The 19,444-nt window shown below is 73.2% G+C and carries 18 protein-coding genes; 7 read left to right on the top strand and 11 right to left on the bottom strand.

The genetic code is table 11. The annotated features are described in order from the left end of the window. Positions 1-8: 8 nt before the first annotated feature. The 4 genes from ACF062_RS02790 to ACF062_RS02775 all read right to left on the bottom strand — a co-directional run bounded on the left by ACF062_RS02790 (position 9) and on the right by ACF062_RS02775 (position 2,337). Positions 9-551 carry an MOSC domain-containing protein gene (locus ACF062_RS02790; protein WP_392134801.1) on the bottom strand — a complete coding sequence of 181 codons (543 nt, stop codon included), beginning with the start codon at positions 549-551 and terminating at the stop codon, positions 9-11. A 61-nt stretch (positions 552-612) separates the two neighbouring features. Beyond that, the gene (locus ACF062_RS02785) at positions 613-1,380 is read right to left on the bottom strand and encodes an SAM-dependent methyltransferase (protein ID WP_392134798.1); all 768 of its coding nucleotides are present in this window, start codon (positions 1,378-1,380) and stop codon (positions 613-615) included. Between the two features lie 19 nt (positions 1,381-1,399). Then, positions 1,400-1,771: a MazG-like family protein gene (locus tag ACF062_RS02780; protein WP_392134795.1), complete on the bottom strand. Its 372-nt coding sequence runs from the start codon at positions 1,769-1,771 to the stop codon at positions 1,400-1,402. A 23-nt stretch (positions 1,772-1,794) separates the two neighbouring features. Continuing rightward, entirely contained in the window at positions 1,795-2,337 is a 543-nt protein-coding gene (locus tag ACF062_RS02775; RefSeq protein WP_392134793.1) for a DoxX family protein, read from the bottom strand. A gap of 148 nt (positions 2,338-2,485) precedes the next feature. On the opposite strand from ACF062_RS02775, the gene ACF062_RS02770 reads away from it, so the two are divergent. After that, entirely contained in the window at positions 2,486-2,812 is a 327-nt protein-coding gene (locus tag ACF062_RS02770; RefSeq protein ID WP_392134790.1) for a nuclear transport factor 2 family protein, read from the top strand. Here ACF062_RS02770 and ACF062_RS02765 read toward each other — a convergent pair. From ACF062_RS02765 to ACF062_RS02755, 3 genes are all read right to left on the bottom strand, one after another. Then, positions 2,803-3,717 (bottom strand): PhzF family phenazine biosynthesis protein, encoded by a 915-nt coding sequence (locus tag ACF062_RS02765; RefSeq protein ID WP_392134787.1) that lies wholly within the window; start codon positions 3,715-3,717, stop codon positions 2,803-2,805. The genes ACF062_RS02770 and ACF062_RS02765 overlap by 10 nt on opposite strands. Positions 3,718-3,808: 91 nt before the next feature. Then, complete coding sequence (locus ACF062_RS02760) at positions 3,809-4,279, bottom strand: lamin tail domain-containing protein (RefSeq protein WP_392134784.1); 471 nt, start codon at positions 4,277-4,279, stop codon at positions 3,809-3,811. A gap of 150 nt (positions 4,280-4,429) precedes the next feature. After that, positions 4,430-5,203 carry an SDR family oxidoreductase gene (locus tag ACF062_RS02755; protein WP_392136462.1) on the bottom strand — a complete coding sequence of 258 codons (774 nt, stop codon included), beginning with the start codon at positions 5,201-5,203 and terminating at the stop codon, positions 4,430-4,432. Positions 5,204-5,621: 418 nt separating this feature from the next. On the opposite strand from ACF062_RS02755, the gene ACF062_RS02750 reads away from it, so the two are divergent. Beyond that, positions 5,622-7,256, top strand: a complete 1,635-nt coding sequence (locus tag ACF062_RS02750) for an alkaline phosphatase D family protein (protein ID WP_392134781.1) — start codon at positions 5,622-5,624, stop codon at positions 7,254-7,256. Here the strand turns inward: ACF062_RS02750 and ACF062_RS02745 are convergent. Beyond that, positions 7,139-9,376, bottom strand: a complete 2,238-nt coding sequence (locus ACF062_RS02745) for a glycosyltransferase family 4 protein (protein WP_392134778.1) — start codon at positions 9,374-9,376, stop codon at positions 7,139-7,141. The genes ACF062_RS02750 and ACF062_RS02745 overlap by 118 nt on opposite strands. Positions 9,377-9,509: 133 nt before the next feature. After that, positions 9,510-10,853: a ricin-type beta-trefoil lectin domain protein gene (locus tag ACF062_RS02740; protein WP_392134775.1), complete on the bottom strand. Its 1,344-nt coding sequence runs from the start codon at positions 10,851-10,853 to the stop codon at positions 9,510-9,512. Positions 10,854-11,092: 239 nt separating this feature from the next. Between ACF062_RS02740 and ACF062_RS02735 the strand changes: the two genes are divergently transcribed. The 3 genes from ACF062_RS02735 (at position 11,093) to ACF062_RS02725 (ending at position 15,030) form a co-directional block, all read left to right on the top strand. Next, complete coding sequence (locus tag ACF062_RS02735; RefSeq protein WP_392134772.1) at positions 11,093-12,379, top strand: Bcr/CflA family multidrug efflux MFS transporter; 1,287 nt, start codon at positions 11,093-11,095, stop codon at positions 12,377-12,379. After that, positions 12,334-13,506 carry a serine hydrolase domain-containing protein gene (locus ACF062_RS02730; RefSeq protein WP_392134769.1) on the top strand — a complete coding sequence of 391 codons (1,173 nt, stop codon included), beginning with the start codon at positions 12,334-12,336 and terminating at the stop codon, positions 13,504-13,506. The genes ACF062_RS02735 and ACF062_RS02730 overlap by 46 nt, the downstream gene beginning before the upstream one ends. 531 nt (positions 13,507-14,037) lie before the next feature. Beyond that, on the top strand, positions 14,038-15,030 hold the full coding sequence (locus ACF062_RS02725) for a small ribosomal subunit Rsm22 family protein (RefSeq protein WP_392136459.1): 993 nt from the start codon (positions 14,038-14,040) through the stop codon (positions 15,028-15,030). 1 nt (position 15,031) lies between these two features. Here ACF062_RS02725 and ACF062_RS02720 read toward each other — a convergent pair whose 3' ends face one another. Next, positions 15,032-15,532 carry a hypothetical protein gene (locus tag ACF062_RS02720; protein ID WP_223774305.1) on the bottom strand — a complete coding sequence of 167 codons (501 nt, stop codon included), beginning with the start codon at positions 15,530-15,532 and terminating at the stop codon, positions 15,032-15,034. Between the two features lie 202 nt (positions 15,533-15,734). Here ACF062_RS02720 and ACF062_RS02715 point away from each other — a divergent pair, with 202 nt between their 5' ends. Further along, positions 15,735-17,744, top strand: coding sequence for a glycoside hydrolase (locus ACF062_RS02715; protein ID WP_392134766.1), 2,010 nt, complete (start codon positions 15,735-15,737; stop codon positions 17,742-17,744). Here the strand turns inward: ACF062_RS02715 and ddaH are convergent. After that, positions 17,741-18,676: a dimethylargininase gene (ddaH, locus tag ACF062_RS02710; RefSeq protein ID WP_392134763.1), complete on the bottom strand. Its 936-nt coding sequence runs from the start codon at positions 18,674-18,676 to the stop codon at positions 17,741-17,743. The genes ACF062_RS02715 and ddaH overlap by 4 nt on opposite strands. A 125-nt stretch (positions 18,677-18,801) precedes the next feature. Between ddaH and ACF062_RS02705 the strand changes: the two genes are divergently transcribed. Then, positions 18,802-19,434, top strand: coding sequence for a TetR/AcrR family transcriptional regulator (locus ACF062_RS02705; protein WP_392134760.1), 633 nt, complete (start codon positions 18,802-18,804; stop codon positions 19,432-19,434). Positions 19,435-19,444 lie beyond the last annotated feature (10 nt).

The raw sequence follows: 19,444 nt of genomic DNA, 5'->3' as shown, positions 1-19,444 counted from the left end.
AAGCCGCGTCAGACGGTTTTCAGCGGTCGGTGCGGGCCCTCAGGCAGCTCGACCTCGATCGCGTCACCGGGGCGGACCTCGCCGCCCTGGTGGACCACGCTCATGACGCCCGCCCGGTGGACGACGGCGCCGCTCTCGTCGCGCCCGACGACCTTCTTCATGAGCCCGGCCCGGAAGTCGTCGATCTGCCGGCAGGGGTTGCGCAGCCCCGTGATCTCCACGACCGCGCTCCCGCCGATGCGCAGCAGCGCGCCCGTGGGCAGGCCGAGCAGGTCGAGGCCGCGCGTGGTGATGTTCTCGCCCAGCTCACCCGGCGCCACGGCGAAACCGTCCGCCGCCAGCTCCTCGAAGAGTTCCTCGTGGATGAGGTGGACCTGGCGCAGGTTCGGCTGGTCGGGGTCCTGCCGGACGCGGAAGCGGTGCTTGACCTTCTCCCCGGCGTGCACGTCGCCCTCGACGCCGAGCCCGGCGAGCAGCGTGACGCATCCCCGGTTCGGCTTGCTGAAGGAGTACGTGGCGTTGCTGCTGACCGCCGTGACCCGCGCACCCATCGTGCAGCCCTCTTTCCGTACTCACGTTCCGTAATGCAGTGACGCCCGACCCTAACCCGCCTCAGGCGACCGGGGCCAAAGTGAGATACGCGAGCCCGAGCACACCGCGATAGCCGCGCAGCCAGCTGGAACGCTGTGCGTCGACGCGCGCCCGCGTCTCCGCCGCCAAGGGGTGGCCGGGGTGCGAGGCGAGCCACTCCTCGGTGTCGCAGCGGTAGCCGGACTCGAAGTCCTCCCACTCGTCGGCGTTCGCCGTCTCCACCCACAGTGGCCGGAACCCGGCCTCGACCGCCGCGTCCACCAGGCCGCCGAGCGACAGGTGCTCGTCGGCGCGGGCGTCCGGCCACATCGCGGCGAGCTCGTCCCGCGAGGGCGTCCGCTCCCAGAAGCCCTCACCGAGTACGACCCGGCCGCCGGGCGCGACCAGGCCGCGCAGCGCACGGAGCGCCTCGGCCGTCGAGCGGGGCGGCGGGGCGGAGCTGAGGGCCTGGCTCGCGCCGAGGCAGAGCACGACGTCGGCCGGGCCGCGCGCGGTGTCCGTGGCCGACTCCTCGGCGAAGACCACCCTGCCGTCCAGGCCGCGCTTCTCGGCGGCGGCGCGGCCGCGTGCCAGATCCTCCGCCTTGATGTCCACACCGACGCCGGTGGCCCCCGGGACGGCCCCGACGACGCGGAGCAGCAGCTCGCCCCAGCCGCAGCCGAGGTCGAGGACCGTACGGGGCTCCGTCGCCGCGAGCCGGTCCACGAACCGCCGCGCGCGGTCCTCGGAGAGCGGGCCGTGGAAGGCGAGCCGGGTGAGCCGCGGCGGGTGGTCGACGTCAGTGGTCATGGGCGGCGACGCTAACGCCTCAACTGCCGCCCCGCACGTGGTTTTCCGAGCGCTCGCTCACCCGCCGCAGATGCGCGGTGAGGACGGCCCGGGTGTCGGGGGTCAGGGTGCGCAGCGCCACCATGGCCGTCACGACGACATCGCACAGCTCGGCCCGGACGTCGTCCCAGGTGTGGGTGGTGCCCTTGCGCGGGTTCTGGCCGGTGGTGCCGATGACCGCCTGAGCGACCTCGCCGACCTCCTCCGAGAGCTTCAACACGCGCAGCAGCAGGGCCTCTTGGGGCGCGCGGTCGTTGTGGGCGTCGAGCCAGCCGTGCAGCCGGTCGATGGTGTCCCACAGGTCCGGGGAGTCCGTCGGGTCCGGCAGGTGCTCGCGGGGGTGGTCGTCCATGGCCCGTAGCCTGCCACGGCGGGCTACGCCTCGGGCGGGACACCCTCGCTCTGCTCGCGGACCTTCCTCTTCCTGGCGGCCAGCGTCGCCAGCACCCCGACGGCCGTCCCGGCGAGCGCCGCCGGCACCATCCAGCCGCGGTTGAGGCAGTGGCCGAGCGCGTGGTCGACGGAGTAGCGGCCGGGGCCCGTGACGGCGAGGGCCGCGCAGACCATGCCGAGGAACGCCGGGTACTCGTAGCCGCCGCCCTGGCTGAAGAAGCCCTGCGGCGCGTGCACGGCGGCGGCGCCCGCCATCGCGCCCGCCGCCGCGGAGCCCGCCGCCGGGGTCGCGAGGCCGAGGGCGAGCAGCGTGCCGCCGCCCGCCTCGGCGAGCCCCGCGGTCAGGGCGTTGCGCTTGCCGGGTGCGTAGCCGATGGACTCCATGAAGGCGCCCGTGCCCTCGAGGCCGCCGCCGCCGAACCAGCCGAACAGCTTCTGGCTGCCGTGGGCGGCGAGCACTCCTCCGGTCCCCGCGCGCAGCAACAGCAGGCCGAGGTCGCGTCGGTCCAGGCATGAACAGGTCATCGGGGCTCCCGGGGGTCGTCGGTGGCGTAAACGGTCCTCCCCCACCGTCCGACGGACCGGCGCCGGGCACCTGGTCCGCGCGGCCGTACGGGTGAGAGCCGCCGCCCGCCCGGTGGCGCCGGGGGCGGCCCGGTGTGACGGTGACCCCATGAGCATTCAGGTAAACCGGCTCGGCGACCCCGTGGTCCGTGCCTTCGTCGCCGCGGTGAACTCCCATGACAAGGACGCCTTCGAGGCGCTGCTCGCGCCCGGCGCGACCATGTCCGACGACGGCTCCGAGCGGGAGATCGACGACTGGACCGACCGGGAGGTCTTCTCCTCCCACGGCCACATGGACGTCGAGTCGGAGTCGGACGCCGGCCGCACGCTGCTCGTCACCTACCGCAACGACGCATGGGGCGAGATGCGCACGAAGTGGCGCTTCGACATCGACGACGCGGGCAGGATCTCCCGCTTCGAGACGGGTCAGGCCTGAGCGGGCGGGATCCGCACCGCCGCCCCGCTCACCCGCACCCGCCGGTCGCCTTCCCGCAACGTCACCGTCAGCACGCCGGGCCGGCCCATGTCCTCACCCTGGTGCAGGGTGAGGACCGAATCCGGCGGGACGAGGGCGAGTTCACGGGCGTACGCCCCGAAGGCCGCGGCGGCCGCGCCCGTCGCCGGGTCCTCCACGACGCCGCCCACCGGGAACGGATCGCGGGCGTGGAAGACGTACCGCGACTCCCGCCACACCAGTTGGACGGTCGTCAGGTCGAGGCGCCGCATCAGCGTCTCAAGCCGGGCGAAGTCGTAGTCGAGGCGGGCGAGCCGTGCGCGCGTCGCGGCCGCGAGCACCAGATGGCGGGCGCCCGCGAAGGCGATCCGGGGCGGCAGGTCGGCGGCCTGCTCGTCGGCGGCCCAGCCGAGCGCGGCGAGCGCCTCGGCCACGTCGTCCGGCGCGGCCTCCTCGACGTGCGGGGTGACGCTGGTGAGCGTGGCCCGCACGGTGCCCGCCGCGCGTGAGACCGCCACCGGCACCGTGCCCGCGCGGGTCGCGAAGACGTACGCGGCCTCCTCGCCGTCACCGGTCACGGCGCCGTCCCGCTCCGCGAGCGCCACCGCGGCCGCGACGGTGGCGTGCCCGCAGAAGGGGACCTCGGCCTTGGGGCTGAAGTACCGCGCGGTGTAGTGCTGCTCGGAGTCGTCGGGGCTGCCGGCGGCCGGGGTCAGGAACGCCGTCTCGCTGTACCCGACGTCGGCCGCGATCGTGAGCATCGCCGCGTCGTCGAGCCCGGCCGCTTCGAGGACGACCCCCGCCGGATTGCCTCCGGAGGGGTCGGCCGTGAACGCCGCGTAGCGCAGCACGGCGGGGGAGGGGGCGGTGGGAACCTTCGTCGTCATGTCGCGGGGCAACCGCTCCGCGGCCCGGGTCATTCCCGCGGGCCCCCGCCCGCCGCGGACCGGCCGCCCCGTTCTTCCCCCTCGGCGGTGGTCAGTGGCAGTTCTTGGTCCCGCGGTCGCTCCGCGTCCAGGAGCAGGAGTCCTGGAGCGAGCCGCTCGGCTTGACCAGGCGGGCCTTGTCGGAGGTGTTGTTCCAGACGTAGCTGCCGCGGCCCCAGTAGCGCACGCCGGAGGTGTTGGTGCCCTTGCCGGTGCGGACCTTGACGGTCTTGCCGGCGCCGATCTTGTAGCTGCCGAAGGTGTAGGTGTAGCCGGTGTCGTCCTTCAGCTCGTAGCCCTTGAGCTGGATCGCGGAGCGGCTGCTGTTGTGGATGTTCACCCACTCCGCGTTCAGCGAGGAGTTGGAGCGGGTGTCGCGCCCCGGGCTGTCGTACTGGATGTAGCCGAGGTGCAGCCCGCCCTGGTGGCGCGCGGTCGCCGCGGAGGCGGGCGAGGCGGCGAGCAGGGACACCGAGAGGGCGGTGGCGGCGAGGACCGCGGGGGCCATGGTGCGTATGCGCAAGGGAGTGCTCCAAGTGTGAAGTTCTCGTGGAGAGAAGCTGAGCATACGGTGCCCGTCGGCCGCCCTTGAGGCGGTACGTCCGATTCCATTTGTGGAGATCTCCCGTGCCCGGCCGCGCGCCGCCCTCGCCGGCGCGGAACCGTCGGGGCGTCAACCCCGCCCGACGTACGGCATGTTGGTCGCGAGGACCGTCGCGAACTGGACGTTCGCCTCCAGCGGCAGCTCCGCCATGTGCCGCACGGTGCGCGCCACGTCCGCCACGTCCATCACCGGCTCGCTCGCCAGTTCGCCGTTGGCCTGGAGGATCCCGGACTGCATGCGCGCGGTCATGTCGGTCGCGGCGTTGCCGATGTCGATCTGCCCGACGGCGATGCGGTACGGGCGCCCGTCCAGGGAGAGGGACTTCGTCAGGCCGGTCAGCGCGTGCTTCGTCGCCGTGTACGCCACCGAGTGCGGGCGCGGGGCGTGCGCCGAGATCGACCCGTTGTTGATGATCCGTCCGCCCCGCGGCTCCTGCTCCTTCATCTGCCGGAAGGCCGCCTGCGCGCACAGGAACGCGCCGTTGAGGTTGGTGTCGACGACGTGGCGCCAGGCGTCGTAGGGCAGCTCCTCGACCGGGACGCCGCCGGGACCGAACGTACCGGCGTTGTTGAAGAGCAGGTCCAGGCGCCCGAAGCGCTCGCGTACGACGGCGAAGAGCGCCGCCACGTCGTCCGGCCGCGCCACGTCGGTCCGTACGCACAAGGTGGCGCCGCCTCGCGCGGAGGCGAGGGAGGCCGTCTCCTCCAGGGTTTCCATGCGGCGGCCCGCGAGCGCCACCGACCAGCCGGCGGCGAGCAGTTCGAGGGCCACGGCACGGCCGATCCCGGAGCCGGCGCCGGTCACCACGGCGATCCGCGGGTTCTCCGGCGCGGCGGGCTCCACGAGCTCCTCCACGGCGGTCTCCACGACGCTCTCCGCCTCGGCGACCACGGCGGCCGTCGCGACGGCCTCCACGGTGGTCCCCACGGCGCTGTCGGCGGCGGGCTCCACGGTGCTGTCCGTGGTGGTTTGCGCGGCGCTGTCCGCCGTGCGTCCCGCGGTGCTGTCCGCCTCGGGGGCCACGGCGGTCGTCGCGACGCCCTCCACGGCGGTCTCCGCGGCATGGTCACCAGCCGTCCCCGCGGCGGGTTCCGGCGCGTCCGGCAGGTCAGTTCGCTCAGCGTTCATGGGCCCGCAGCGTACGGGAGGGCCGTCCACGCGGACATCATCCGCCCGCCATACGGCTGTTGTGTACGTGACAGGCGGAGGTCGTCCCCCGCCACTTACATGCCCCTGACAGCAATCGTCAGGGGAGGGCCACATGACACTCGCAGCCCAGCAGCACTCACCCGAACTCCGGGCCGCCGCCCGCCACGTGGGGCGCCGTCGCTTCCTCACCGTCACGGGCGCCGCCGCCGCGCTCGCCTTCACCACCGACCTGCCCACCGAGGGCGTCGCGGCCGCCGCCGAGCTGGACGGCCGCCGCATCAAGGCCGACCCCTTCACCCTCGGCGTCGCCTCCGGAGACCCGCTGCCCTCCTCCGTCCTGCTCTGGACCCGGCTCGCCCCCGCCCCCTACCAGCCGGGCGGCGGCCTGCCCAAGGAGCGCGTCACCGTCCACTGGGAACTCGCCCACGACGCCCGCTTCCGGCGCGTCGCCAGACGCGGCACGACCACCGCGCACCCCGAGTTCAACCACACCGCGCACGTGGAGGTCGACCACCTGGAGGCGGGCCGCACCTACTACTTCCGCTTCAGGGCCGGCAGCTGGGTGAGCGAGACAGGCCGCACCCGAACCGCCCCCGCCCCGGGCAGCCGCCCCGCCGCACTCACCCTCGCCGCCGTCTCCTGCCAGGCCTACCACGACGGCTACTTCACCGCGTACAAGCACCTGGCGCAGGACGACGTCGACGTCGTCTTCCACCTCGGCGACTACCTCTACGAGTACGCGGTCAACGCCACCGGCGGCGCGCGCAACCACACCGACCGCACGCTGCCCGCCCACTACAACAAGGAGACGCAGACCCTGGAGGACTACCGCCTGCGGTACGCCCTCTACAAGTCCGACCCCGACCTGCGCGCCGCCCACGCCGCGCACCCCTTCGTCGTCACATGGGACGACCACGAGACCGAGAACAACTACGCCGACGACATCGACGAGAACGGCAACCCCCCGGCCGAGTTCCTGCTGCGCCGCGCCGCCGCCTACCGCGCGTACTGGGAGAACCTGCCGCTGCGCCGCCCGCAGCTGCCGAAGGGCCCCGACGCGCAGCTCTACCGGCGCCTGGTCTGGGGCCGCCTCGCCCAGTTCGACATCCTCGACACCCGGCAGTACCGCTCCGACCAGGCCTACGGCGACAAGGCCCACGCCCCCGGCCCCGAGACGGACGACCCGAAGCGCACCATCACCGGCGCCACCCAGGAGCGCTGGCTCATCGACGGCTGGCGCCGCTCGCGCGCCCTGTGGAACGTCGTCCCGCAGCAGGTCACCTTCTCCCAGCGCAAGCTCGACCTGACCGCGCAGGCGAAGCTCTCCATGGACGCCTGGGACGGCTACCGCGCCTCCCGCGAGCGGGTCCTCGCGGGCGCGAAGTCGGCGGGCCTGGAGAACCTCATGGTCCTCACCGGCGACGTGCACGTCGGCTACGCCTTCGACATCAAGGCCGACTTCGACGACCCCGCCTCCAGGACCCTCGGCACGGAGATCGTCGCCACGTCCATCTCCAGCGGCAAGGACGGCGCCGACAAGCCGGCCAACTGGGAGACCTACACCAAGGCCAACCCGCACCTGAAGTTCTACAACGGACGGCGCGGCTACGTCACGGTCGGCCTCGGCCGTCAGTCCGCGCGCGCGGACTTCAAGACGGTCTCGTCGGTCACCACTCCGGGAGCGCCCATCAGGACGGCGGCGTCCTTCGTGACGGAGGCGGGCGACCCGGGGCTGCGGCCCGCGTAGGCGCCCGTATCCGCCGGCACCGCCCTGACCACCAGGGACAGGTCGTTGGCGGCGGTGAAGCGCGGGCGCACCGAGACGGCGGCGCCGTCCCGGGGGCCGGGCAGCTCGGCGGCCGGATACACGTCGGTGCGCCTGCGGTCGACGACGTCACCGATGACGCGCGCCACGCGGACCGGCTCGGCCCCGGGGGACAGCCGCAGCGCCAGGTCCAGGGTCGCCGCTTCGCCGCCGCAGGCGTCCAGCGCACGGGAGTACGCCAGACAGAAGCGGAAGCGGTCCGCCCCGAGCGTCGCCACCTCGGTCTCGAAGGCGGCGGACGGGTCGTGGCGCGGGACGGCGAGGAGACGGGGACGCAGCCCCGGAACGAACCGCGCGCCGTGCAGCGTGCCTTCGACCGTGCACGACGCCGCGTCGGTGGTCAGGGCGCTCGCCTCCGCGTGCGCGGGGCGGTGCCAGGTCCGTACGGAGAGGTTGTCCTTGACGGTCGAGTACGGAATCCACCAGCTGAACGGCGCTCCCGGCGACGGCTCCAGGCTCAGCAGGCTCTGCTGTTCGACCGCCGATGAGGCGACACGGCGCCGCGCCCCGTCGTCCGAGCGGACGACATGGAGATCCCAGCGGCCCTCCGCGAGCGGCAGGGCCCGGCGCTCCAGCACGGCCGTCCACGGCTCCTCGTCGCTCTCGGGCCGCCGCAGCGGCATCTCGACCAGATGGCCGCCCCGGCCGTCCGACCCCCGCAACGTCGCCGTCAGCGTGAACGCGCCGCCGGGCAGCCCGGCCCGGTCCAGCCGTACGACGAGATCGCCCGCCGCGTCGACCGCGCAGGTGGACGTCGGACGCAGGGGGCCGGGGCCCGCCGAGCGCCAACGCCGGGCCCGGTGGACGGTCCGGCGCAGCGCGTGCCGGGCGGCGGCGCGGGCACGCCCGGCACCGGCCACCACACGGCGGTCGAGCGGGGCCGGGGCGGGCGGGGCGGTGGCGCGCAGACCGTCGAACAGTTCCTCGTAGCGCCGGGCGATGTTCTCCGGCGCGTACCGCTCGGCGCTGCGCCGGGCGGCACTGCCCATGGCCCGCCGCAGCCCGTCGTCCTCGATGAGCCTCAGCAGGCCCCCGGCCACGGCGTCACGGTCGCCCGAACGGACGAGCAGACCGTCCTCGCCGTCCCGGATGATCTCGGCGGGCCCGTGGGGGCAGTCGGTGGCCACCACGGGGGTGCCGCACCCCATGGCCTCCACGATGGTCATGCCGAACGACTCCTCGCGTGAGGTGACGGCGGCGATCGCCCCCTTGGCCCACTCCGTGGCGAGGGACGGGTTGGCGCCCATCAGGAAGACGTGGTCGCTCAGACCGAGTTCGTCGATGCGGGCGCGCAGCGCGCCGTGCTTGGGGCCGCGGCCGTAGATCCGCAGCTTCCACCGCGGGTGCGCGGCGGCCACCGTGGCGAAGGCCTCCACGAGGAGGTGGTACCGCTTCACCGGGATGAGGCGCCCGCCCGCGATGACGAGCGGTGCCTCGCCGTCCGGCGCGGTGGTGAGCAGGGGCGGCGGCGAGGCGTTGGGGACGGCCACGATCGGGGTGCCCGTGGCCGCGAGGCGCCTGCGGTGCGTGACGGCGTCCGCCTCCGTGATGGTGGTGTACGCGTCCAGCGCGGCGATGGCGGTGTCCTGTGCGGCGCGGATCCCGGGCTCGTGCGTGCCGTAGACCCGGTGCTCCTGACCGACCCGCAGGTAATGGCGGCGGCCGAACGCGGCCAGGTAGATCACCAGGCCGGGCCTGGTGGCCACCACCACGTCGGCGTCGGTACGGCCGAGGAACCGCGCCACCCGCCGGTCGGTGAGGCCGTCGAAGCCGGCCCCGCGCGCCTCGACCGGGGGGACCAGCGCGCTCGGGGTGCCGAGCAGCGCGCTGCCGAGGTCGTTGCGGGGCGCGTTCGGGCGTCTGTCGATCAGCGGCCGCAGCCGGATCTCTCCGCTGAGCGGCAGACAGGGCCTGTCGTGCGTGCGCCAGACGCTGACGATCTCGACGTCATGGCGCTCGGCGAGGGCACCGGCACAGTTGAAGGTGGCGCGGACGGTGCCACCGATCCCGTAGGCGTTCTGCAGCAGAAAGGAGATTTTCATCGAGCCTTGCCCAGGTCGGCAATCGGGTGAGGCCGGACACGTTTCCACGCCCCGGGCCCTCTTCCGGTGAGCACACGCCTCGGAACGCGAGGGGCACTCCGTACGGTGAACGGGCCGTCGCCGCGTTGACCCGTCACCGGAACCGGGTGAACCAGCGCTGCCCCGGGTCCCCCGTGGCGCACGCGGCCAGCCGCAGCCCCGGGCGCGGCCGCAGCAGGTCGTCCTGGGTCAGACACCTCTCGCCGGTGCGCAACTGCCCGCGTGGCGTGATCGTCCACCGGGCCGGTGCGCGGGCGCAGGAGGCGAGCGCGACGGCCCGGCCCGCGACGTGTACGCAGCGAGGGCCGACGTCACCGCTCCACGTTCTCTCCGCCCGCAGAACGCCGTCCGTGAGACGCCAGCGCTGGCGGACCGTGCCGGTACAGGGGAGGGTGCGGACCGTGCCTCGGCCCCGCGTCAGACAGAGATCGGACGTGGTGAAGCCGGCGGCCGTGGAGCCGATCCAGGAGACGACGGTGCCCGGACGGGGATCGGGTACCGGGCGCGCGTAGCTCCGCTCCAGCCAGCGCTCGTACTGGGGCGCCACCTTCCTGGTGGGCGCGCAGTAATGCCCGGGGCAGCTGTTCCCCCGCCGCTCGTCATGGATGTAGTAGTGCGCGAACACGGCGGCCTTGCGGGCGGCTCGGGCGGCGTCGAGATTGGGCGGGCGCACGGCGTTCCCGTACCCCTCGTATCCCCTCAGGCGCGGCGGCCGCCCCTGCGGACGCGCTCTGAGGGCCGCCAGGCGGAGATAGCGGCCGGTGACCGCGTGGTCGTTGTGGTCGGCCCACCTCTCGCCGGACGACCTCAGCGCGGTGTTGGCGAAGTCCAGCGTGCGGACGGTGCTCGGCCGGAAGAGCTCGATGAGAGCGGCCAGCGTGGCGATCAGCGTCGCTTCCGTGTACCGGGCGGAGCCGTCCACGGCGCGGAGCGAGCGCACCCTGGACTGGAAGAGGGCCAGCAGGCTCCGGCGCCGCGACGCCTCTTCGCGCCAGCCGCCGTCGGGCAGCCGCAGGAACATCAGCCGGATGTCGGGCCGCAGCGGGCCGTTGTCCAGGCGCATACCGTGCACGGTCCGCCCGCCGGCCCGCACCGGGGAAACCTGCCAGGGGGTCGGCTCCCCGGGGCGTATCGGCCGCCCGGCGAGAGCGCTGTACGCCTGCTGCACGCCCCTCTCCCGGCGGCCGACATACCCGCTCGCCCACTCCAGATGGGCGTCGCCCGCCGTCACGTACACGACGCGCAGGCAGCTGCCCCGGTCGAAGTCCTCGGCGACCGCCGGATTGATGAACAGCAGGTCGTCGTCCTGGTGCGCCACCCCGACCAGCGTCGTGTCACGGCACTGGGCGCCACCGGCCGACGGGGCCGGCGCGGGCAGGGTGAAGGCCAGGGCGGCGAGGCCGATGAGCACAGCCGGCACCAGCCGGTGTCTGCGCATGGCGCGTCACCCCCGCTTCTTCTGCTTCTTCGACTTCTTCGGGTTCTTCGGCTTCTTCCGCGAAGCCGGGGTCCGATGGAACGGCCCGGTGCTGAAGCCAAACGAGTGCGACTTCAGGTCGTCACACAAACTCCCGGGGCGACGCCCGCGAAGCAGGCCCCCGGGGCACGAACCGGTCCCGACCACGCGCCCGGAGCTGCGACCATGGACGGCGGATCCAATCGACCGGGAGGGGCGCGATGCCTGAGCGCGGGCAGACCACGGAACACCAGATACCGAAGGCGGCGGAGCCCAAGGGCACCGCCGCCCTCCGCCGTACCGGGGCCCTGGTCACCCTCGTACTCGGCGGCCTCACCGCCGTCCCCCCGCTCTCCATGGACATGTACCTCCCGGCCCTGCCGGAGGTCACCGACGCGCTGCACGCCCCGGCCGCCACCGTCCAGCTGACCCTGACCGCCTGCCTGATGGGCATGGCACTCGGACAGCTCGTCGTCGGCCCGATGAGCGACAAGTGGGGGCGCCGCCGCCCGCTCCTCATCGGTCTGCTCGTCTACATCCTCGCCACCGCCATCTGCGCCTTCGCGCCCACCGCGCAGCTCCTCATCGGCTTCCGCCTCGTCCAGGGCCTCGCCGGGGCGGCCGGCATCGTCATCGCCCGCGCGATCGTCCGCGACCTGTACGACGGCGTGGAGATGGCCCGCTTCTTCTCCACCCTGATGCTGATCTCCGGCGTCGCCCCCGTCGTCGCGCCCCTCATCGGTGGCCAGGTCCTGCGCTTCACCGACTGGCGCGGCATCTTCGTCGTCCTCACGGGCGTCGGCATCGCGCTGACCCTCCTGGTGTGGCGGCGCCTGCCCGAGACCCTCGCCCCCGAGAAGCGGCACAGCGGCGGCACGGTGGAGGCGCTGCGCACGATGAGGTCGCTGCTTGCCGACCGCGTCTTCACCGGCTACATGATCGCGGGCGGCTTCGCGTTCGCCGCGCTCTTCGCGTACATCTCCGCCTCGCCCTTCGTGATCCAGGAGATCTACGGCGCCTCCCCGCAGACCTTCAGCCTCCTCTTCGGCGTCAACTCCGTCGGACTGATCGCCGTCGGCCAGATCAACGGCAAGGTCCTCGTCGGCCGCGTCAGCCTCAACAAGGCGCTCGCGTTCGGCCTGACGACCATCACCGTCGCCGCGACCGCGCTGCTGCTCATGACGGCCGGCGTCTTCGGCGAAGTCGGCCTGTTCCCCGTCGCCGCCGGGCTGTTCGTCCTGATGTCGGCGATGGGCCTGGCCATGCCCAACACCCAGTCCCTGGCCCTCACCCGCACGCCCCACGCGGCCGGTTCCGCTTCCGCGCTCCTCGGCACCACCTCCTTCCTCGTTGGCGCGATCGCCTCGCCGCTCGTGGGCGTCGCGGGCGAGGACACGGCCGTCCCGATGGCCGTCGTCCAGCTGGTCTGCGCGCTGGCGGCCATCGCGTGCTTCGTGGGACTGTGCCGCCCCTGGCAGCACGGGCCCACGGAGGAGGCGGACCACTGAGCGCACCACGGCTCCTGCGCACCGACACCCCGGACCGCGCGGGCCTCGACCCGGACGAGATCGGCCGCCTCGTCGCCGAGGTGCGCGAGCTGCCGCGCGGGGAGCGGCCCTGGTGCGCGGGCGCCGTGGTGATCGTGGGCCGCGGCCCCGTGATCGCGGCCGAGGCCGCTGCGGGCTGGGCGGTGCGCTACGCCTCGTACGACCCGACGACCGACGCGGGCGTCGAGCTGCCGCACGAGTGGCAGGTGCCGATGCGCACCGACACGCCCTTCGACCTGGCCTCGCTCACCAAGCTCTTCACCACCGTCGCCGCCGTGCAGCAGCTGGAGCGCGGCACGCTCGGCATCGACGCGCTGGTCGGGGCGTACGTCCCCGAGTTCCGGGCCGCCGCCGAGCACGGCATCACGGTGCGCCGGCTGCTCACGCACACCTCGGGTCTGCGCCCCGAACTCCCTCTGTACGACTGTCCGGACCACGCCTCGCGCCTCACGGCCCTGTACGCCGAGGCACCGGTCACCGAGCCCGGCGAGTACGTCTACTCCGACCTCAACATGCTGCTGCTCCAGCACGTCCTGGAGCGCCTCACCCGCCGCCCCCTGGACGCCCTCGTACGCGAGGGCATCACCCGGCCGCTCGGCATGACGGCGACCGGCTTCGGGCCCCGCCCGGACGCCGCCGCGACCGAGGACCAGCGCAGGCCGTGGGCGAAGGCCGACCGGGGGATGCTGCGGGGTGTCGTCCACGACGAGAACGCGTGGGCGCTCGGTGGCGTGGCCGGGCACGCGGGCCTCTTCTCCACGGCCCGCGACCTGGCGGTGTTCTGCCGCACCCTGCTGTGCGGCGGCTCCTACGGCAGGGCCCGCATCCTCGGCCCCGACTTCGTGGAGCTGCTGTTCACCGGCTCCGGCCTGGGCTTCGCCATCGACCAGCCGTGGTTCATGGGGGAACTGGCGGGCCGCGGCGCGGCCGGCCACACGGGCTTCACGGGAACGTCCCTGGTCATCGACGCGGCGACCGACACGTTCCTGATCCTTCTGGGCAACACGGTGCACCCGCGGCGCAGGCCCCCGGACAACGGCCCCCGCGTGGCCGCGGCCACGAGACTCGCCCGCGCGGCAGCCCCGTAAGGGGCGCGGGGAGCGGCGCGCTCAGCCCACGAGAAGCCGCAGGCGCGTGTGCCGGGTTGTTTCGCGGATGCGTCTGCGGGTGGTTCGTGGTTGTTCGCGCAGTTCCCCGCGCCCCTGGGGGGCGGTGGTGCTTGTGCCTCGTCAGGGGGGGCGGGGAGCGGCGCGCTCAGCCCACGAGAAGCCGCAGGCGCGTGTGCCGGGTTGTTTCGCGGATGCGTCTGCGGGTGGTTCGTGGTTGTTCGCGCAGTTCCCCGCGCCCCTGGAGGGCGGTGGTGCTTGTGCCTCGTCAGGGGGGGCGGGGAGCGGCGCGCTCAGCCCACGAGAAGCCGCAGGCGCGTGTGCCGGGTTGTTTCGCGGATGCGTCTGCGGGTGGTTCGTGGTTGCTCGCGCAGTTCCCCGCGCCCCTGGAGGGCGGTGGTGCTCGTGCCCCGTCAGGGGCGCGGGGAACTGCGCGACCAGCCCAGGTCGGCCCGCACCCGCGATGGCGCCGAGGGACGGGGCCCGTCCCCGTAGACTCGCTGGGTGAACGACCTGAACGACTCCCCGGCCGAAACCCTGAGCGGCGCCCTCGCGAGGGCGCTGGACGGGGTGCCGCCCACGCAGGCCGCGCAGGCCGTCGAGCGGCTGATCGGCAGCTACCGGGGACGCACCCCGACTGACGCGCCGATCCTGCGGGACCGCGCGGACGTCGCCGCGTACGCCGCCTACCGCATGCCCGCGACCTTCGAGGCCGTGCGGTCCGCCCTCGCCGCCCTCGCGGACGCGGCGCCCGAGGGATGGGCGCCGGGCAGCCAGGTGGACGTCGGCGGCGGGACCGGCGCGGCGATCTGGGCCGCCGCGGCGACCTGGGACGGCGTACGCCCCGTCACGGTCCTCGACTGGGCCGAGCCCGCGCTCGCCCTCGGCCGTGAACTCGCCGAAGCCGCACCGCAGTTGAGTTCCGCACAGTGGCGGCGGGAACGCATCGGGGCGTCACTCGCCATCGACGACACCGACCTCGTCACCGTGTCGTATGTCCTGAAGGAGCTGACGGAGGCCGACCGGCGCTCCGTCATCGACGCGGCGGCCGCCGCGGCCACGCAGGCCGTCGTCATCGTGGAGCCGGGCACCCCCGACGGCTACGCGCGCATCATCGAGGCGCGTGACCGGCTGATCGCGGCGGGATACCGCGTCGCCGCACCCTGCCCGCACAGCGCGGCGTGCCCCATCGAGCCCGGCACGGACTGGTGCCACTTCTCGGCGCGCGTCAGCAGGTCGTCCCTGCACCGCCAGGTCAAGGGCGGCTCACTGGCGTACGAGGACGAGAAGTTCAGCTACGTCGCGGCGACCCGCTTCGACCCGGTCCCGCCGGTCGACCGCGTCATCCGCCGGCCGCAGATCCGCAAGGGGCAGGTGCTCCTCGACCTGTGCGGGGCCGAGGAGCGGCTGCGCAGGGAGACCGTGACCAAGCGCCACGGCCCCCTCTACCGCGCGGCACGCGACACGGACTGGGGCGACGCGTGGCCGCCCCGGTCCGCGGGGTGACTCAGGCGCCCCAGGTGCCCTGGTCGACGGCGCAGTTCCAGCCGTTGCCGCGCACGGCGAACTTCACCTTGTAGGTGTTCTTGTTCAGCAGGCGCGTCCGCACCTTGACGCCGAGCTTGGCCTTGCCCGCGAGGCTCTTGTCGTACACCGAGACGGTCTTGGACGTCTTGTGCGTGACCTTGCCGCCCTTGGGCGTCGCCCGGCCGAAGCGGATGTTCTTCACGTTGGTCACGGTGAAGGTGACCTTCTTGAAACTCTTGCTGCTCTTGTTCTTCAGTCCGAAGTACAGGCCCCCGTTGGTCACCCACCCGTTCCTGTCGATCTGGAAGCGGGACGTGTAGACGATGTCGATCGGGCAGCCCGAGCTGCGCGGAGCGGCGCTCGGCGCGGCCGAGGCGGCCCGTGCGGCCGGCCCCTCCGACGCGGAAGCGGCGCCCGCGACGCCGAGCTGACCTGCGGTGAGTGCTCCTGCGGTGGCCAGGACCGCGACGGACGTGCGCATGCGATTCACTGCGCTGATACCTCTTCTTCCCCCGGGGCCCGGGTGGGCCCGCTCTTCGGTTCTCGTGGAGCGACGCGAGAAAGCCGTTCGTGGTTCCCGCGCGCCCGCATTGGTACCACGAGGGCCCGCGGCACGTGGAGTTGACCCACTCCTCACCACGTTTCTCACAACCCTCTTAGAAGCGATGACTATCCACGTCCCCATGACTGCCACGACTGGTTCTCCCGGTTCCCCCGGCCACGCCCGCAGGCGGCCGGGCGGCCGCTTCCTCGCCTCCGCCACCGCCCTTGCCCTCGCCGCGGCCGGAGCCACCACCTACGCCTTCACCGCCGACGCCGAGCCCCCGCACGGCCACCGGGTCGAACTCGCCGTCGACGGCGGCACGGCGTACGTCGACACCGCCTCCCTCGCCGTACGCGCCCACACCCGCGACGGCCGCGACGTCACCCTCTCCGAAGCCGCCGGCACCGACCTCGGCCGACCCGGCCCGGTCACCCGTACCGGCAAGGAGCGAGCCCGCTGGAGCTACCCCGAGCGCGGCATCGACGTCACCGCCCGCACCGACCACGGCCGCCTCTCCCTGCGGCTGAGGGCGCACCGCGACACCGCCGTCAGCTGGCCCGTCACCGGCACCGACGCCACCGCGTCCGCCCTCCAACTCCCGCGCGGGGAAGGCCTGGACATCCCCCTGGAGGACGCCTTCTGGACCACCGGCGAGGGTGCGCTCGCGGGCAGCTCCGTGGACGTCGGCGCCGATCTGACCCTGCCACTGTGGGGCTACTCCCTCGGCGGGCGCACCGGCGTCAGCTACCTCACCCCCACCGGCATCGGCACGACCCTCGGCTTCACCGCCCCCGGCGGCCGGCTGCGCGCCACGGCCGAGCACACCTTCGACGGCGGCGACGGCACCCGCGACTACTCCGTCACCTTGGCACTGACCGACGGCAACCCGGTCGCGCCCGCCACCGACTACCGCTCCTACCTCGCCGAGCGCGGCCGGCTGGGCAGCCTCAAGCGGAAGATCGCCGCGAACCCCGCCACCGGCCGCCTTCTCGGCGCCTTCCACGCCTACACCTGGGGTGAGGCCCGCAAGACCACCGGGATCGAGCAGCTCAAAAGGCTCGGCATCGACCGGATGTGGCTCGGCTACGACGGGAAGCCGTACCCGGACAAGGCGGCGGTGAGCGCCGCGAAGCAGGCCGGGTACCTCATCGGGCCCTACGACTCCTTCGCCAACGGCCAGGACCCGAAGACCGCCGATGCCCCGAACTCCGTCTGGCCCGGCACCGTCTACCCGGACTTCTGCGTACGGGACGCCGAGGGCGGGCCGGTGACCGGCTTCGGCGGACGTGGCTGCTACGTCAGCTCACAGGCCTTCGAGCGGGCGGAGAAGAAGCACCACTACCTCGCCGACCGCACCCGCTCCATGGTCGCCAACGGCGCCGACAGCTACTTCCTCGACGTCGACGCCACCGGTGAACTCTTCCGCGACCACGGCAAGGGCCACCGCATGACCAAGGCCGAGGACCGCGCGAACCGCCTCGCGCGGATGCGGCGCATCGCGGACACCGGCCTCGTCCTCGGCTCGGAGACCGCGCAGCCCTGGGCGAACAGGGCCCTGGCCTTCGACCACGGCGGGGCGACGCCGGTCGCCGACGGCATGTGGAAGCTCCAGAAGGACCGCGAGAAGTGGGGCGGTTACTACCCGGAGAGCGCGCCGGGCGTCTTCTTCAAGCCGGTCGACCTCCCCGCCGGACTCGCCAAGGCGATGTACGACCCGCGCTACCGCGTCCCGCTGTACGAGACCGCGCTGCACGGCTCGCTCGTCAACACCGAGCGCTGGGAGCTCTCGTACGAGAAACTGCCCGCGCAGAAGACCACCCGCGCCCTGCTCGCGATGCTGTACAACACGCCCCTCAACTACGTCCTGGACGGCCCCTCGCTGAGGAAGCACGGCACCGAACTGGCCGCCCTCCAGAAGTACTTCTCGCCCCTGCACAAGGCGGCCGGCACCGAACAGCTCACCTCCTTCCGGCAGTTGACCAAGGACCGCACAGTCCAGCGGACGGTCTTCGGCCGCGGCACGCTGACCGTCACGGCCAACTTCGGCACCACGGCGTACGGCGGACTGCCGGGCGGCTGCGTCGACGCCCGCCTCAAGGGCGACGACGAGCCGCGCCGGCTCTGCCCGGCCGCACTCCAAGAGGGTTAGGCCCGCAGCTCCTGCGTGCAGCACTTCACGCTGCCGCCGCCCTTGAGCAACTCGCCCAGGTCCATCCCGATGGGTTCGTAGCCGCGCTCGCGCAGCGGCCCGAAGAGCCCCACCGCGGCCTGCGGGAGCAGCACGTGGAGCCCGTCGGAGACGGCGTTGAGCCCGAGGGCCTCGGCGTCGGCCTCTTCGGCGATCACCGCGTCGGGGAACAGGCGCCGCAGGACCGCCTGGCTGCCGGGCGAGAAGGCGGGCGGGTAGTACATGACCTCGTCCGCCGCGTCGTCCAGGACCGCGAGCGCGGTGTCCAGGTGGTAGTAGCGCGGGTCGATCAGGTCGAGCCCGATCACCGGGCGGCCGAAGAATTCCTGCGCCTCGCCGTGCGAGAGCGGACTGGCCCGGAAGCCGCGGCCGGCCAGGACGTAGGAGGAGGTGACGGCGAAGTCGCCCTCGCCCTCGTTGATGTGGACGGGTTCGTGGATCTCGGCGAAGCCGTGCGCGCGGAACCACTCCAGGTGGGCCGCCGCCTCCTCCTCGCGCTCGCGGTAGGCGAAGCGCGCGCCGAGCACCCGCCCCTCGATGACGGTCGCGCCGTTCGCGGCGAAGACCATGTCCGGCAGCCCGGGGCGGGGGGTGAGCTCCTCGACGGTGTGGCCGAGCGAGCGGTAGCGGTCACGCAGGTCTTCCCACTGGGCGACGGCGAGCGGGACGTCGACGGGCTTCGCGGGATCCATCCAGGGGTTGATGGAGTAAGTGACCTTGAAGTGTGCCGGTGAGCACATCAGATAGCGCCGGGGTGTGGCGCGCCGAGGAGAGCGAGGAAAACGGGACAAAGAAGGCTCCTCACGTACCGCTGGGTCAGGTGCTGCCCGGTGTGGGTCAGCTGCTGTCCATGGTGAGGCAGCAGCCGCGTCCTGTGGGGCGGTTACTGCCATGATGCGTGTGCCATGGTGCGTCCTGCGATGTTCGCGCGCTGTGCACCGAACGGGTGGTTGCCGCGCGAGACGGCGCGTATTGCTTAGACGGTACGTCTCGGTTCGGCGCTGCTACATTCGACGCCATGGCCCAGAAGACCACCCCGGACTCCACCCGCCGCAGCGAACGCTCGCGCCGCGCCATCTACGACGCCGCCCTCGCCCTCGTCGGCGAGGTCGGCTACGCCAAGCTGACGATCGAGGCCATCGCGGCCCGCGCCGGTGTCGGCAAGCAGACGATCTACCGCTGGTGGTCGTCCAAGGGCGCCGTGCTCCTCGACGCCTTCCTCGACCTCGCCGAGCAGGCCGCCGAGGCCGCGAGCGCGGGCCACGACACGGTCCAGACCGAGATCCCCGACTCGGGGGACCTGGAGGCCGACCTCAAGTTCGTGATGCGGGCCACCGTCGACGAGTTCAACGACCCCAAGTACGACGCCCCCTACCGCGCGCTCGCCGCCGAGGGGCTGCTCAACCCCGAGCTGGGCCGGGAATTCGTGGAGAAACTCCTCGAACCGCAGCTCCAGCTCTTCGTCGACCGTGTGCGCCGGGCCCAGGACGCCGGGCAGGTGAGGCCCGACGTCGACCCCCGCATCGCCCTGGAGCTGTGGGCGAGCCCGCTCGCCCAGCGCTGGCTGATGCGCTCGGGCGCCCTGACCCACGAATACGTCGACAAGCTCGTCGAGTACGCGCTCCACGGCATCGCCCCGCGCCCCGCCTGATCACGCGCGC

This window comes from Streptomyces sp. NPDC015345 (assembly GCF_043078805.1).
In the GTDB taxonomy this organism is placed as follows: domain Bacteria; phylum Actinomycetota; class Actinomycetes; order Streptomycetales; family Streptomycetaceae; genus Streptomyces.
Note: the sequence above shows the minus strand (reverse complement) of the source record. Positions and strands in the feature narration are given on the sequence as shown.

Coding starts and splice junctions, on each gene's coding strand:
- ACF062_RS02720 (WP_223774305.1), bottom strand. CDS start 15,532: ATGCGCACGTCCGTCGCGGTCCTGGCCACCGCAGGAGCACTCACCGCA.
- ACF062_RS02715 (WP_392134766.1), top strand. CDS start 15,735: ATGACTGCCACGACTGGTTCTCCCGGTTCCCCCGGCCACGCCCGCAGG.
- ACF062_RS02790 (WP_392134801.1), bottom strand. CDS start 551: ATGGGTGCGCGGGTCACGGCGGTCAGCAGCAACGCCACGTACTCCTTC.
- ACF062_RS02770 (WP_392134790.1), top strand. CDS start 2,486: ATGAGCATTCAGGTAAACCGGCTCGGCGACCCCGTGGTCCGTGCCTTC.
- ACF062_RS02750 (WP_392134781.1), top strand. CDS start 5,622: ATGACACTCGCAGCCCAGCAGCACTCACCCGAACTCCGGGCCGCCGCC.
- ACF062_RS02780 (WP_392134795.1), bottom strand. CDS start 1,771: ATGGACGACCACCCCCGCGAGCACCTGCCGGACCCGACGGACTCCCCG.
- ACF062_RS02735 (WP_392134772.1), top strand. CDS start 11,093: ATGCCTGAGCGCGGGCAGACCACGGAACACCAGATACCGAAGGCGGCG.
- ACF062_RS02745 (WP_392134778.1), bottom strand. CDS start 9,376: ATGAAAATCTCCTTTCTGCTGCAGAACGCCTACGGGATCGGTGGCACC.
- ACF062_RS02785 (WP_392134798.1), bottom strand. CDS start 1,380: ATGACCACTGACGTCGACCACCCGCCGCGGCTCACCCGGCTCGCCTTC.
- ACF062_RS02740 (WP_392134775.1), bottom strand. CDS start 10,853: ATGCGCAGACACCGGCTGGTGCCGGCTGTGCTCATCGGCCTCGCCGCC.
- ACF062_RS02775 (WP_392134793.1), bottom strand. CDS start 2,337: ATGACCTGTTCATGCCTGGACCGACGCGACCTCGGCCTGCTGTTGCTG.
- ACF062_RS02705 (WP_392134760.1), top strand. CDS start 18,802: ATGGCCCAGAAGACCACCCCGGACTCCACCCGCCGCAGCGAACGCTCG.
- ACF062_RS02765 (WP_392134787.1), bottom strand. CDS start 3,717: ATGACGACGAAGGTTCCCACCGCCCCCTCCCCCGCCGTGCTGCGCTAC.
- ddaH (WP_392134763.1), bottom strand. CDS start 18,676: ATGGCAGTAACCGCCCCACAGGACGCGGCTGCTGCCTCACCATGGACA.